Genomic DNA, 12,550 nt, shown 5'->3' on the forward strand with positions numbered 1-12,550 from the left:
CCTTGCGCAGGCTGTTTTGTTATAATCTGGAAACATTAATTTAAGAATAAATCCTATGAATCCGTTTGAAACCAAAAGCGTTACTTTTGCCGAACCTATTGAAATGCTGTATGCCTGCCACGGCAAAGTGCGCCGTTTCTGCAATCAGGTTGCCATGTTGTCGGACTATATCGCCGAAAACGGCTGCAATCAGATTGTTTTGCAAACCATCCGCCAAATTGCCCAGTATTTCAACGTTGCCGCGCCCTTGCATCATGAAGATGAAGAAGAAAACTTCTTTCCGCTTTTGTTGCAATATGCGCCGCAAGCCAAAGAAAGCGTTGACGAGCTGCTACGCCAACATGTCAGCCTGCATGGCAACTGGGACGGCGTAGCGGCTGAATTTGCCAAGCTTGAAGCAGACAACGCCTATATCCCTGATGCCGAAGCATTCAAACGTTTTGTCGCAGGATATGATGTTCATCTGGCGATTGAAGAGCCGCTGTTTGATATGGGCAAAACCTTTATCCCCAAAGAAAAATTGACCGAAATCGGCGAAATTATGGCCGCACGCCGCCGTAAATAAGGCCGTCTGAAACAATCGTCTCAAGGAATACACTATGCTGACCCCAAAAAGTTGCGATTTGTTCAATATCCCTTTTTTCCAGTTTTCCCAGCTTAAAAAATACCAGCCTGAAAGCATTCCGCAAATCAAGGCAGACTATAAAGAAAACTGGCAGGTATGGCAGCAGCTGATCCAGCAGGTTGCCGCCGAATTGTGTGCGCCGTTTGCGCCGCCGCATATCGAACGCTGGTGTAACGGCTGGCAGGTGCGCGCTCATTTCTTTGCCTATTTCAAATACGAACAATATAAAAATTCCGCAGCGATTTTATCGATTTTGCTAAATCGCCGCCGTCTGAGCGTCAGCTTGGATTGGCACTGCTATAAAGCCGATGTTTCCCCCATCGCGCTGCCTGATTACAACCGCTGGCTGGATAATTTTGATACTGAAAAATACGCTTCCTTCGATATGTGGCATGGTGCGGAAAGCGAATATGACGATTATCGTATCGTCGCCCAACAAAGCGACGGCGATAGAAAGCTTCGAGACGACAAAGATTTCTTCTGTATCGGGAAACACATCGAACGTGATGATTTGGGCAAGCAGGATGTCGTGAAATGGATAGTGGAAACAGTGGAAGAATTACTGCCGCTGTATGAAGCTTGCCATGGAAAATAACTCAGAATACTGAAAGGTAGACTGCCTATTCAGTATCTTCAAATAAACTCAAGGCTGTCTGAAAATCATATTCAGAACGTTTCAGACGGCCTGTTTCTCAAAGTGAACAAATATGACCGAAACTCAATCCCTAGAGCTTGCCAAAGAGCTGATTTCTCGCCCGTCCGTGACGCCGGATGACCAAAACTGCCAACAACTGCTGGCCGAACGCCTGCAAAAAATCGGTTTTGCCATAGAAGAGCTTCATTTTGGCGACACTAAAAATGTCTGGTTGCGCCGCGGTACACAGGCTCCGGTGTTCTGTTTTGCCGGACATACCGACGTTGTACCGACAGGCCCTGTTGAAAAATGGGATTCGCCTCCGTTTGAACCGACCGAGCGTGAAGGCCGTCTGTATGGCCGCGGCGCGGCGGATATGAAAACCAGCATTGCCTGTTTCGTTACCGCCTGCGAGCGTTTCGTTGCCGAACATCCCGATCATCAAGGCAGTATCGCGCTCCTGATTACTTCGGACGAAGAGGGCGATGCGCTGGACGGCACGACCAAAGTCGTCGATGTGTTGAAAGCGCGCGGAGAGTTGATTGATTACTGTATCGTCGGCGAACCGACTGCCGTGGATAAATTGGGCGATATGTTGAAAAACGGCCGTCGCGGCTCGCTGTCAGGCAACCTGAACGTCAAAGGCAAGCAAGGCCATATTGCCTATCCGCATTTAGCAATCAATCCCGTGCATACTTTTGCCCCGGCCTTGTTGGAGCTGACGCAGGAAGTTTGGGACGAGGGCAACGAATACTTTCCGCCGACCAGTTTCCAAATTTCCAATATCAACGGCGGCACAGGTGCGACCAATGTGATTCCGGGCGAGCTGAACGTCAAATTCAATTTCCGCTTTTCTACCGAGTCCACCGAAGAAGGGCTAAAACAACGCGTCCACGCCATTTTGGACAAACACGGCGTGCAATACGATTTGCAGTGGTCTTGTTCAGGCCAACCTTTCCTGACTCAGGCAGGAAAACTGACCGATGTGGCACGTGAAGCCATTGCCGAGATTTGTGGCGTTGAGGCCGAATTGTCCACCACCGGCGGTACTTCGGACGGACGCTTCATCAAGGCCATTGCCAAAGAACTCATCGAGTTAGGCCCGTCCAATGCCACCATCCACCAAATCAACGAAAACGTGCGGCTGGACGACATTCCGAAGCTGTCTGCGGTGTATGAGGGGATATTGGCGCGGTTGTTGGCTGAAAAGGTCGTCTGAAAACGGTAGGGCAGTGGCAGTATTGCTATACTGCTATTTTGGTTTGATTTCGATACCTGGTGAGATAAAAGGTAAAACATGATTACCCTACCTTCTTTAAACAGCCTTCCTTCAAAATGGAATGAAATCCGTGAGCGACTGGAAGCAGACTTCTCCGCCGACCTCGAAGCCCTGCTGCATGAACGTTTTACGGAATACGAAGCCAAGCAGTTCGAGCAGGATTTTATCGACCGTATCGGCTGCGCACCCGAAGAATATGTCCGTATCCGCCGTGCCATCCGTCTGTTGGAAGCACGTTATCCTGACAGCTTGAACGAACTGACCGCTGCCGCCATTGCCACGCCTTTGGGCGAGATGCTGGCGGTGTTCGGCGGTAAAGGCTTGTGTTTGCTGGAGTTTGTCGGGCAGAAGCATATGGAGCAGGAAATTACCGCCGTCCAAAAAGCCTTGCGCGGGCGGTTTGTGTTTCGGGAAGATGATCGAACGCAACTTCTGCGGCAGGAATTAGACTTATACTTCAAGGGTCGTCTGAAAACCTTTGCCACGCCTTTGGAGCAGATTGGTACCGAATTTCAAAAACAGGCATGGGATGCGCTCTTGGCGATTCCTTATGGCGAAACGCGCAGCTACAAGGAGCAGGCGCAGCGTTTGGGCAATCCTAAAGCCGTCCGCGCCGTTGCCGCCGCCAACGGGCAGAACAAAGTGTCCATCTTGATTCCCTGCCACCGCGTCATCGGCAGTGATGGCAAGCTGACCGGCTACGCAGGCGGCTTGAACCGCAAACAATCGCTGCTTGCTTTGGAACGCGGCGAAGTTCAGACGACCTTGTTTTGATTTTGAGGTAAGTCGGATACTGGTATCCGACAACGCCGATTGAAATTACCGGATTCGAAAATCCGACCTGACTATAGTGGATTAACTTTAAATCAGGACAAGGCGACGAAGCCGCAGACAGTACAGATAGTACGGCAAGGCGAGGCAACGCCGTACTGGTTTAAAATTAATCCACTATAAAATAGAGCAGCGGCAGATTGTTCATCAATGCCCGACCTGCCGGAAAGGAGAAATACGAATATGAACCTGAAAAACCGCCATTTCCTGAAACTTTTAGACTTCACGCCTGAAGAAATTACCGCCTATCTCGACCTTGCCGCCGAATTGAAAGCTGCTAAAAAAGCAGGGCGCGAGGTGCAGCGGATGCAGGGAAAAAACATTGCCCTGATTTTCGAGAAAACATCGACCCGCACCCGTTGCGCGTTTGAAGTGGCCGCACGCGACCAAGGAGCAGGGGTGACTTATCTGGAGCCTTCTGCCAGCCAAATCGGGCATAAGGAAAGCATTAAGGATACCGCGCGTGTTTTAGGGCGGATGTTTGACGGTATCGAGTATCGCGGCTTTGGGCAGGATGTGGTGGAAGAGCTGGCCAAATATGCAGGCGTGCCTGTGTTCAATGGTTTGACCAACGAGTTCCACCCGACCCAAATGCTCGCCGATGCGCTGACGATGCGCGAACATAGCGACAAACCTTTGAATCAAATAGCGTTTGCCTATGTAGGCGATGCGCGTTACAACATGGCCAATTCGTTGCTGGTGTTGGCTGCGAAACTGGGCATGGACGTGCGTATCGGTGCGCCAAAAAGTTTGTGGCCGTCTGAAAACATTATCGAGACGGTGCAGGCTGTTGCCAAAGAGACCGGCGGACGGATTCTGTTGACGGAGAATGCGCAGAAAGCCGTGAAAGGCGTGGATTTTATCCATACCGATGTGTGGGTCAGCATGGGCGAGCCTAAAGAGGCTTGGCAAGAGCGTATCGATTTGCTGAAAGATTACCGCGTTACCCCCGAATTGATGGCGGTGGCGGAAAATCCGCAAGTCAAGTTTATGCATTGCCTGCCTGCTTTCCATAATCGCGAAACCAAGGTCGGCGAATGGATTTATGAGACATTCGGCCTGAATGGTGTGGAAGTAACGGAAGAAGTCTTTGAAAGCGAAGCCAGCATTGTGTTTGATCAGGCAGAAAACCGGATGCATACGATTAAAGCGGTGATGGTAGCGGCATTGGGCGATTGATTGTTACGCTCAACATTGCTTACTGCTTCATTTAATAGAGATTAAATAAAGGCCGTCTGAAAGAAAGACTTTCAGACGGCCTTGTCGTTTGATTGGGGTTTATTGCCAAATCAGGACTTTGGGTTCGGGCGTTACTTGATAGCCTTCTTGACGCAATAGTTCGATTAAGCCTTTTTTGCTGGGTAAATGGGCAATACCGACGGCAAAGAGGGTGCTTTGTTTGGCGGATTGCTTGCGGATTTCAGGCAGCCATGCCAAGTTGCGGCGGATCAGGAGGTCGTTTTTCAGCCAATTGGACATGGCTTTGGCGTATTTGGTATCAACAAGTTTGAGGGTGCGCTGTTCGGTTTCTTCCAAAAGTGGGATGAGTTCTTCAAAGCGGCCGTCTGAATAGGCTTGATGGAGTTTTTTGATATCTTCGGTTTCTTCTTTATTGGTTTTAATGCTGGCTTTCAGAAAGTTGAGCATGGTTTCTTCAGGCTGGGCTTTGAAGATCGCGGTAACATCGTCCAAGCTTTCTAATGAACCACGCGACTTATTGATGTCGGCGGCCGCGTTGGTCAGCAACATATCTGCGCCGGTTTCTGAACTATACCCTTTGGGAAATGTACTGCCGGCAAAAATGAATGCCGCCCACGGATGGAGTTTGTCGGCAATTTGGGCGATGGGTTGGCTTTCTTCATTTTGCGAATAGATTTCTTGTAAAAGACGGAAATCTGTTTTGCCGAGCTTGCGGCTGAGTGGTTCGGTACTCATGACTTCCTTGAAGTATTTTTGATACATTTTTTTCGTTTCCGGACTGCTGTCCGGCAGTGGGTCAACTTCTGTGGTCAGTTGGTCGGTGGATTGCAATAGTTTGACTGCATCGGAAGACAAGGTTTGATTGGTTTGCCCCATGTGGATGGTGCCGAGCAGGTAGGAATCGGGTTGGCCTTCTTTGCTGATTTTCCAAACATTGCTGGTCAGTTTAGGCTGATGCCAGTTAAATTCGACAGGTTTGTTGTCGGATGAAGTTGCGGCGGGTTTGCAGGCACCCAAGGCAAGGGCGGTCAATGGTGCAAGCAGGCAGGCAAGCAGTTTTTTCATGTTTTTCCTTATTGTGGTGTGCGGTAGGTAAGGGGAATTTAGAAATCGAGCAGGTTTTGAACCGGATGTTCGCCTGTTTCAGGTTTTTCCAGTTTGCGGTTGCGGATTTTGGCCTTCCTGAGGGACAGGAGGTGCATGACTTGATGCTTTTGGCTGTCGGTCATCTGGAGCCAGTACAAGCGCTCTTCCCGGCTGCGCAGGCAGCCTTTGCAATAACCTTTGGCATTGGCTTCGCAGACACCTATACAGGGACTGGGTATGGGGAAAAAATCGGGTTGTTCCATATTTTAAAAGCGTTTGAGATAAGGGACCGGACAAACCAAAATTGCAGACTGCATTCATATTTGTCTAAACACGGCAAGTGTATCCGGTAGGATTCCTACCAATATCCAATTGAGTTGTTCATTTTAAACCCAATTACTGCAATGGTATCGTATCGATTCAAATGGGGGAGCAAAGTGGACAGTAAGGTCTCCAAGATCAATTACGGTATGTTTGGCAGAATCATGTTTTAATACAAATCTGGAGTTCCTCTATATTTTGATTTTCAGACGACCTTATGCCTAGCTCCAACTATTTGCACTTTATGACTTAATCAGTTTACGCAAAGACTGATTGTTGTATTTGATATCGGCAATCATTCGGTCGTATTGATGCATTCTACGGAGTGAGCGGGTAATCAGATAGATCGAGAAAATAATCAAACTGATGTTCATCAGACTGACCAGTGCGAGCAAAGGCCAAACATCGACGGCCTCGTACCATTTCGATGTCGCAATCAGCGCACTGAAAATAGACAAAGGGAGTGCGAAAACGGCAATGCCCGTACGCATGATAGCAAGTGCCGTGCGTTTTTCAGCAAGGAGAAGCTGCACTTGATTGATGCTGAGGATATCGTTTTGCTGTTCGGTAATCATAGGATACGCGCCTATACAAATTAACTTTGAATCCTGATAAAGCGGAAAATATGGTTTTATGTTACCCGAAAGTATTGAAAATAAAAACAAAGGTCGTCTGAAAATTTTCAGACGACCTTTTCTATCCCTATTTATACAGTTTGCGAGTATTTGGCTTTGGTTTCTTTATGGCGCAGATGGTAGTCGAACACCATGGCGATGTTGCGGATCAGGAAACGGCCCTTTGGCGTAACGGTCAGGCTGTGCGGTTTGAGACGAACCAGACCGAGGGTTTCTAGTTGCTTCATATCTTCCAGTTCGGCTGCAAAATAGCGGCTAAACGGAATGCCGAACACGCTTTCGTAAATTTGATAATCAAGCGAGAAGCGGCACATCAAATCCTGAATGATGTTGCGGCGCAAAATGTCGTCTTGATTGAGTTGGTAGCCGCGCATAATCGGCAGATGTCCGGCATCGAGTGCGGCGTAATAGGCATCGATGTCACGCTCGTTTTGGGAGTAGGTGCTGCCGATTTTGCCGATAGAGGAGACGCCGATCGCTACCAAGTCGCAGTCGGCATAGGTCGAATAGCCTTGGAAGTTGCGTTGCAGGAAACCTTCTTTGAGGGCGATGGAGAGCTCGTCGTCAGGTTTGGCAAAGTGGTCCATGCCGATGAAAACGTAGCCGCGCTCAGTCAGGGTTTGGACGCAATATTGCAGCATATCGAGTTTTTCTTCGCTGCCGGGGACAACATTGGTGTCGATACGGCGTTGCGGTTTGAAGATATGTGGCAGGTGGGCGTAGTGGTAGAGGGCAAGGCGGTCGGGATCGAGGGATAAAACCGTATCGATGGTGGTTTTGATGCTTTCGGTGTTTTGGTGCGGCAGGCCGTAAATCAAATCGACGCTGACCGATTTAAAACCGGCTTCACGCGCGGCATCAATCACTTCTTTGGTTTCTTCATAACTTTGAATGCGGTTGACGGCTTCCTGCACTTTAGGGTCAAAGTCTTGAATACCGACACTCATGCGGTTGAAGCCGAGTTTGCCGAGCATGAGGACAGTTTCGCGACTGACTTTGCGCGGGTCGATTTCGATGGAGTATTCGCCGTTGGGAATCAGCTGGAAGTATTTACGAATCATGTCGAAGACGCGTTCGAGTTGGTCGTCGCTCAGGAATGTGGGCGTGCCGCCGCCAAAGTGGAGCTGCGCGAGCTGGTGTCTTCCGCCCAAATGCGGTGCCAGCAATTCCATTTCTTTTTCCAGATACTGGATATAGGCATCGGCACGGCTTTTATCTTTGGTAATGATTTTGTTGCAGCCGCAGTAGTAGCAGATGGTATTGCAGAAGGGGATGTGGATGTAGAGCGAAAGGGGTTTGTTGAGCGCTCCCGTATTGCGCAGGCTTAAAGCTTGGATATATTCGGCTTCTTTAAAGCCTTCATGGAAGCGGTCGGCAGTCGGATAGGATGTATAACGGGGACCGCTTGATGGCAAACTGGCAATCAAGTCACGGTCAAATTCCGGTAATTCATTGTTTGTGTTGGTGTTATTTGATATGGGGATGATTTTCATGGTAGGGGCTTGTAGTATAAAGTAGGGGAATTAGGGAAAATTTTAGTCAAAATTTCGATAGTTTGGTAGAATGCCTGATAATGATATGTCGACTTTGACTTGGGTCAATAGTTATTCGGCTTCATCAGGGATTTATAGAACTATGCAGATTAAGGGTGCGTTATGGCTACACACAATGCAACACATCAAATGAAAACCTTGTGTTCCACATGTTCTTTACGCGAGCTGTGTTTGCCTGTCGGACTAATGCCTAACGAATTTTCACAATTAGATGCGGTTATTCGTCAAAGCCGCCGTCTGAAAAAAGGTGAATACCTGTTCCGTGCCGGCGAGCCGTTTACCTCTTTGTTTGCCATCCGTGCGGGCTTCTTTAAGACAACAGTCGCCAGCCAAGATGGACGAGATCAGGTAACCGGCTTTTTTATGTCGGGTGAGCTGATCGGTATGGACGGGATTTGTTCCCATATTCACAGCTGTGATGCTGTGGCTTTGGAAGACAGCGAGGTATGCGAGCTTCCGTTTACACATATTGAAGAACTCGGTCAGGATATTCCCAGCCTTCGTTCTCACTTTTTCCGCTTGATGAGCCGCGAAATTGTCCGAGATCAGGGCGTTATGCTGCTTTTAGGCAATATGCGCGCCGAAGAGCGATTGGCAGCATTCTTGCTTAACCTGTCTCAGCGTCTCTATTCACGAGGTTTTGCCGCCAATGATTTTATCTTACGGATGTCGCGTGAGGAAATCGGCAGCTATTTGGGGCTGAAACTGGAAACAGTCAGCCGCACCTTGTCTAAATTCCATCATGAAGGCTTGATTTCGGTTGAACACAAGCACATCAAAATCTTAGATGCGACAACCTTGAAGAAAATGGTTTCCGGTTGTTCGCACGCTATCTGAATCTTAGGCCGTCTGAAATATTTCAGACGGCCTTTTTAACAAGAATTAAAGAATAATTGTTAAGTTACGAAAGTGATAGTCAGATATTAAATTGAAAAATCTTCAACAACCGGTGTGTACAGAATACGGTCGACTACTTCTCTGGTCAGTTTTGGTGCAAACATCTGGATAAAGTCATACGCGTAGCCGCGCAGGTAGGTATCAGTGCGTAAGGCTATCCATGTAGGCGACGGTTCAAATAAGTGTGCCGCATCAATAAGTTGTAAATCTTGATCGACAATGGGATCGTACGCCATTTTAGCCATCAAACCAACGCCCAAGCCTAAGCGGACATACGTCTTCAGTACATCCGTATCGGCAGCCGATAAGGCAACATCAGGTTGCTCAATATGCGCTTTATTAAATGTACGCGCGATACTGCTGCCGGAATTAAAAGCAAATTCGTAAGTAACCAGCGGAAAAGAAGCCAAATCTTCAAGGCTTAAAGGATTGCGGCAGTCCAAAAGAGGGTGGTCGTGCGGAACAATGACGGCATGGTTCCATTCATAGCAGGGCAGTTTCCCCAACTCAGGATGATCGTCAATGCGTTCAGTAATAATTGCTAAATCAGCTTCGCCGCTGCTGACCATTTGCGCAATGGCAGAAGGGCTGCCTTGTTTGATGGTCAAATTGACTTTAGGGTAGTTTTTGACAAATTCCGCAACGATTTTAGGCAAAGCATAACGCGCCTGGGTATGCGTTGTCGCGATGGTCAGCGAGCCGCTGTCATGATCGGTAAACTCGCTGCCGATATTTTTAATGTTTTGCACATCACGCAAAATCCGTTCCGAAATCTCTAATACGGCTTTGCCCGGTTGCGAAACGGAAACCACACGTTTGCCGCTGCGGATAAAAATTTGAATACCCAATTCTTCTTCAAGCAGGCGGATTTGTTTGGAAATGCCGGGCTGGGATGTGAAAAGCGCATCGGCGGCTTCGGAGACATTCAGATTGTGTCGGTAAACCTCAAGGGCATAACGTAATTGTTGCAGTTTCATGGTAGCAGTACCGAATACGTTGTTAATGTGGATTTTGTGCGACAAACGGCATGTAATTTAACATATTTTGCCCAGTTTTGCCCCGAGTTTTGAAAATGGTTGTTTTTAATGAAAATATCTTTTAACGATATGAAAACGGGAAATTCAGGAAAGAAGAGGGAAAGGGGTTTTGTTGTTTTTGTACAACTTAAGGTGGATGAATTGTCTGATTTTGCCCTAAATTAATGACACAAGATTGATTTTTCGGCATGATTAACTACTAGGAAGCAGGCACTTCATGATTGTTTGAAGGCATCGAGTATTGACAGTTTGCCTTGCGCTTCTTTATAGTGCAACCTGATATATCCGATTTGCCGCTGTTTTGATACTGCGGCCTGTATATTGGTAATTTGCTGCGGCTGCTTCCTGTATCCGCCGCATAACAATTTTGATGAGGGAATAAAATGACCAAACAGCTGAAATTAAGCGCATTGTTCGTTGCATTGGTTGCTTCAGGCACTGCAATGGCAAGTGAAGCGCACACCAAACACGGCTACGTCGTAAGCAGCCAATCTCAAGAAATCGTCCGTAACAATTACGGCGAATGCTGGAAAAACAGCTACTTCGACAAAGCTACCCAAGGCCGTGTTGAATGTGGTGATCGTGAAGCAGTTGCTCCCGTACAACAAGATCCTGAGTATGTTGATGAAACTGTTTCCCTGTCTACTAAAACTCTGTTCGGCTTCGACAAAGACAACCTGCGTCCTGAAGCTCAAGAAAAACTGGACGCTTTGGCTCAACGCCTGAGCAACGAAAGCGTACAAACTGTACGTGTTGAAGGTCACACTGACTTCATGGGTTCTGAAGAATACAACCAAGCTCTGTCTGAGCGTCGTGCTAACGTAGTTGCTAACTACTTGGTAGGCCGTGGCGTTGCTTCTAGCAAAATCTCTGCAGTAGGTCTGGGCGAGTCTCAAGCTCAAATGACTGCTACTTGTGAAGCTGAAGTTGCTAAACTGGGCAAAAAAGTTTCTAAAGCTAAGAAACGTGCTGCTCTTATCGCTTGTATCGAACCTGACCGTCGCGTTGATGTTAAAATTCGCAGCGTTGTTACTCGTCAAGTTGCTCCAGGCCAAACTATCGAAGGTCAAGGCGAATTGCCTGCTACTGATGAAGGTTGGATCCCAGCTCCTTACAATGGCGTTCACGGTTACGCTAAACCTTAATCGGTTTGTGAAAAATGCCCTGCAATATGCAGGGCATTTTTTTATAGTTTATATTTGAAGAGTCGGGGAATTTATGATTCAAAATAAAAGGCCGTCTGAAAAATTTATTTTCAGACGGCCTTTTATTAAGACGGATTAGTTTGGCTTGGGCCATTTCCATACGCAGATGGCTGCCAGTATCGTACAAATCAAAAAGATGATATTGGATAAGCCGTGCCAAACGCCGAATGTTCCGCCTACTAGGGACAGCAGCCAGTTATCCAGACCATACTTGTGTGCCTCGATAACCGGTGTAACCAAAAGATGGTTGCAGGCTAAGAGTAACCAAAGGACCAATATCCACCAAGAAAGTGAGGCCAGTTGCCGTCTGAAAAAGGCATAGGCTGCGCCAAAAATAACTAAGCCACATAGTGCTGTAATGGCAAACAAAATGCCGGCAATTTCTCCCGCCTGCATTTTGGGCAGGAGGCGAAACAGGATAGGGGCGGTAACATAGCCTGCTGTCAACTGCATACCGAGCCACATGGCGGCAGCGGTTTGGATAATTTTGTACAGTAGATTCATTATGTTTCTCCTGGGAAGATTTCACTTTCTTTGATTATGGTGTTTTTAGATACAGCAAAAGGCCGTCTGAAAATGTTTTCAGACGGCCTTTTGTTTATTTAAATATATTGCACGGCAATGATGTCATATTCACGTACGCCGCCGGGTGCTTGAACTTCTGCAACGTCGCCTTCTTCTTTGCCGATCAGGGCTCGGGCAATTGGGGAGCCAACGTAGATTTTGCGTTCTTTGATGTCTGCTTCATCTTCACCGACGATTTGGTAGGTAACTTGTTCTTCAGTTTCCAAATCTTCCAGTGTCACAGTTGTGCCGAACACGATTTTGCCTTCTGCATGGATTTCGGCAGGGTTGATGATGTGCGCCATAGAGAGTTTGTGTTCCAACTCGGCGATGCGGCCTTCGATAAAGCCTTGACGCTCTTTGGCGGCTTCGTATTCTGCGTTTTCAGACAAGTCGCCGTGCGAACGTGCTTCGGCGATGGCTTCGATAACTTCTGGGCGTGCTACGCTTTTGAGGTGTTGAAGTTCTTGTTTCAACAATTCTGCACCACGGACGGTCAAAGGGATTTTTTGCATTGAGTTCTCCATGAAAGCATGATGATGCTTTTAAAATTTTATCCGGCCACGCGCGGTAGCCGGATTGGAAATAAAAATACAAGCCGCCAAAGCTTGGCGGCTTGATGAATAAATAAGTAATGTCTGTATTCTACCAAATTCTGCCGAAACCGCAATGATTAAAACGGA

General features: G+C 47.7%; 14 protein-coding genes. 7 read left to right on the top strand and 7 right to left on the bottom strand.

The features are described from left to right. Positions 1-55: 55 nt before the first annotated feature. From ACTHTQ_RS01305 to ACTHTQ_RS01325, 5 genes are all read left to right on the top strand, one after another. Positions 56-565 (top strand): hemerythrin domain-containing protein, encoded by a 510-nt coding sequence (locus tag ACTHTQ_RS01305; protein WP_440362831.1) that lies wholly within the window; start codon positions 56-58, stop codon positions 563-565. A 34-nt stretch (positions 566-599) separates the two neighbouring features. Further along, positions 600-1,220, top strand: coding sequence for a glucose-6-phosphate 1-dehydrogenase family protein (locus tag ACTHTQ_RS01310; protein WP_440362832.1), 621 nt, complete (start codon positions 600-602; stop codon positions 1,218-1,220). Between the two features lie 112 nt (positions 1,221-1,332). After that, positions 1,333-2,478 (top strand): succinyl-diaminopimelate desuccinylase, encoded by a 1,146-nt coding sequence (gene dapE, locus ACTHTQ_RS01315; protein WP_440362833.1) that lies wholly within the window; start codon positions 1,333-1,335, stop codon positions 2,476-2,478. Between the two features lie 78 nt (positions 2,479-2,556). After that, positions 2,557-3,312, top strand: coding sequence for a methylated-DNA--[protein]-cysteine S-methyltransferase (locus tag ACTHTQ_RS01320; protein WP_440362834.1), 756 nt, complete (start codon positions 2,557-2,559; stop codon positions 3,310-3,312). A 240-nt stretch (positions 3,313-3,552) separates the two neighbouring features. Then, on the top strand, positions 3,553-4,548 hold the full coding sequence (locus ACTHTQ_RS01325; protein WP_440362835.1) for an ornithine carbamoyltransferase: 996 nt from the start codon (positions 3,553-3,555) through the stop codon (positions 4,546-4,548). Positions 4,549-4,647: 99 nt separating this feature from the next. On the opposite strand, the gene ACTHTQ_RS01330 is transcribed toward ACTHTQ_RS01325, so the two are convergent. From ACTHTQ_RS01330 to hemN, 4 genes are all read right to left on the bottom strand, one after another. After that, on the bottom strand, positions 4,648-5,634 hold the full coding sequence (locus ACTHTQ_RS01330) for a TraB/GumN family protein (protein ID WP_440362836.1): 987 nt from the start codon (positions 5,632-5,634) through the stop codon (positions 4,648-4,650). Positions 5,635-5,672: 38 nt separating this feature from the next. Further along, positions 5,673-5,918 carry a DUF1289 domain-containing protein gene (locus ACTHTQ_RS01335; protein ID WP_036472649.1) on the bottom strand — a complete coding sequence of 82 codons (246 nt, stop codon included), beginning with the start codon at positions 5,916-5,918 and terminating at the stop codon, positions 5,673-5,675. 300 nt (positions 5,919-6,218) lie between these two features. Continuing rightward, positions 6,219-6,551, bottom strand: a complete 333-nt coding sequence (locus ACTHTQ_RS01340) for a hypothetical protein (protein ID WP_003684426.1) — start codon at positions 6,549-6,551, stop codon at positions 6,219-6,221. A gap of 131 nt (positions 6,552-6,682) precedes the next feature. Then, the gene (hemN, locus tag ACTHTQ_RS01345) at positions 6,683-8,104 is read right to left on the bottom strand and encodes an oxygen-independent coproporphyrinogen III oxidase (RefSeq protein WP_154953201.1); all 1,422 of its coding nucleotides are present in this window, start codon (positions 8,102-8,104) and stop codon (positions 6,683-6,685) included. A gap of 162 nt (positions 8,105-8,266) precedes the next feature. Here hemN and fnr point away from each other — a divergent pair, with 162 nt between their 5' ends. Next, positions 8,267-9,001 carry a fumarate/nitrate reduction transcriptional regulator Fnr gene (fnr, locus tag ACTHTQ_RS01350; RefSeq protein ID WP_039862092.1) on the top strand — a complete coding sequence of 245 codons (735 nt, stop codon included), beginning with the start codon at positions 8,267-8,269 and terminating at the stop codon, positions 8,999-9,001. A gap of 86 nt (positions 9,002-9,087) precedes the next feature. Here fnr and ACTHTQ_RS01355 read toward each other — a convergent pair whose 3' ends face one another. After that, on the bottom strand, positions 9,088-10,038 hold the full coding sequence (locus tag ACTHTQ_RS01355) for a CysB family HTH-type transcriptional regulator (RefSeq protein WP_036472646.1): 951 nt from the start codon (positions 10,036-10,038) through the stop codon (positions 9,088-9,090). Positions 10,039-10,481: 443 nt separating this feature from the next. On the opposite strand from ACTHTQ_RS01355, the gene ACTHTQ_RS01360 reads away from it, so the two are divergent. Continuing rightward, complete coding sequence (locus tag ACTHTQ_RS01360; RefSeq protein ID WP_049350983.1) at positions 10,482-11,243, top strand: OmpA family protein; 762 nt, start codon at positions 10,482-10,484, stop codon at positions 11,241-11,243. Between the two features lie 135 nt (positions 11,244-11,378). Here ACTHTQ_RS01360 and ACTHTQ_RS01365 read toward each other — a convergent pair whose 3' ends face one another. Together ACTHTQ_RS01365 and greA are read right to left on the bottom strand one after the other, a co-directional pair. Further along, on the bottom strand, positions 11,379-11,807 hold the full coding sequence (locus tag ACTHTQ_RS01365) for a DUF4149 domain-containing protein (protein ID WP_250590574.1): 429 nt from the start codon (positions 11,805-11,807) through the stop codon (positions 11,379-11,381). Positions 11,808-11,905: 98 nt separating this feature from the next. Further along, positions 11,906-12,382: a transcription elongation factor GreA gene (greA, locus tag ACTHTQ_RS01370; protein WP_003684304.1), complete on the bottom strand. Its 477-nt coding sequence runs from the start codon at positions 12,380-12,382 to the stop codon at positions 11,906-11,908. Positions 12,383-12,550: the final 168 nt, after the last annotated feature.

This window comes from Neisseria sp. P0020.S003 (genome assembly GCF_051957095.1).
In the GTDB taxonomy this organism is placed as follows: domain Bacteria; phylum Pseudomonadota; class Gammaproteobacteria; order Burkholderiales; family Neisseriaceae; genus Neisseria; species Neisseria subflava.

What these genes read in the sequence shown, in the direction of transcription:
- ACTHTQ_RS01305 (WP_440362831.1), top strand. Translation starts at nt 56, where the DNA reads ATGAATCCGTTTGAAACCAAAAGCGTTACTTTTGCCGAACCTATTGAA.
- ACTHTQ_RS01310 (WP_440362832.1), top strand. Translation starts at nt 600, where the DNA reads ATGCTGACCCCAAAAAGTTGCGATTTGTTCAATATCCCTTTTTTCCAG.
- dapE (WP_440362833.1), top strand. Translation starts at nt 1,333, where the DNA reads ATGACCGAAACTCAATCCCTAGAGCTTGCCAAAGAGCTGATTTCTCGC.
- ACTHTQ_RS01320 (WP_440362834.1), top strand. Translation starts at nt 2,557, where the DNA reads ATGATTACCCTACCTTCTTTAAACAGCCTTCCTTCAAAATGGAATGAA.
- ACTHTQ_RS01325 (WP_440362835.1), top strand. Translation starts at nt 3,553, where the DNA reads ATGAACCTGAAAAACCGCCATTTCCTGAAACTTTTAGACTTCACGCCT.
- ACTHTQ_RS01330 (WP_440362836.1), bottom strand. Translation starts at nt 5,634, where the DNA reads ATGAAAAAACTGCTTGCCTGCCTGCTTGCACCATTGACCGCCCTTGCC.
- ACTHTQ_RS01335 (WP_036472649.1), bottom strand. Translation starts at nt 5,918, where the DNA reads ATGGAACAACCCGATTTTTTCCCCATACCCAGTCCCTGTATAGGTGTC.
- ACTHTQ_RS01340 (WP_003684426.1), bottom strand. Translation starts at nt 6,551, where the DNA reads ATGATTACCGAACAGCAAAACGATATCCTCAGCATCAATCAAGTGCAG.
- hemN (WP_154953201.1), bottom strand. Translation starts at nt 8,104, where the DNA reads ATGAAAATCATCCCCATATCAAATAACACCAACACAAACAATGAATTA.
- fnr (WP_039862092.1), top strand. Translation starts at nt 8,267, where the DNA reads ATGGCTACACACAATGCAACACATCAAATGAAAACCTTGTGTTCCACA.
- ACTHTQ_RS01355 (WP_036472646.1), bottom strand. Translation starts at nt 10,038, where the DNA reads ATGAAACTGCAACAATTACGTTATGCCCTTGAGGTTTACCGACACAAT.
- ACTHTQ_RS01360 (WP_049350983.1), top strand. Translation starts at nt 10,482, where the DNA reads ATGACCAAACAGCTGAAATTAAGCGCATTGTTCGTTGCATTGGTTGCT.
- ACTHTQ_RS01365 (WP_250590574.1), bottom strand. Translation starts at nt 11,807, where the DNA reads ATGAATCTACTGTACAAAATTATCCAAACCGCTGCCGCCATGTGGCTC.
- greA (WP_003684304.1), bottom strand. Translation starts at nt 12,382, where the DNA reads ATGCAAAAAATCCCTTTGACCGTCCGTGGTGCAGAATTGTTGAAACAA.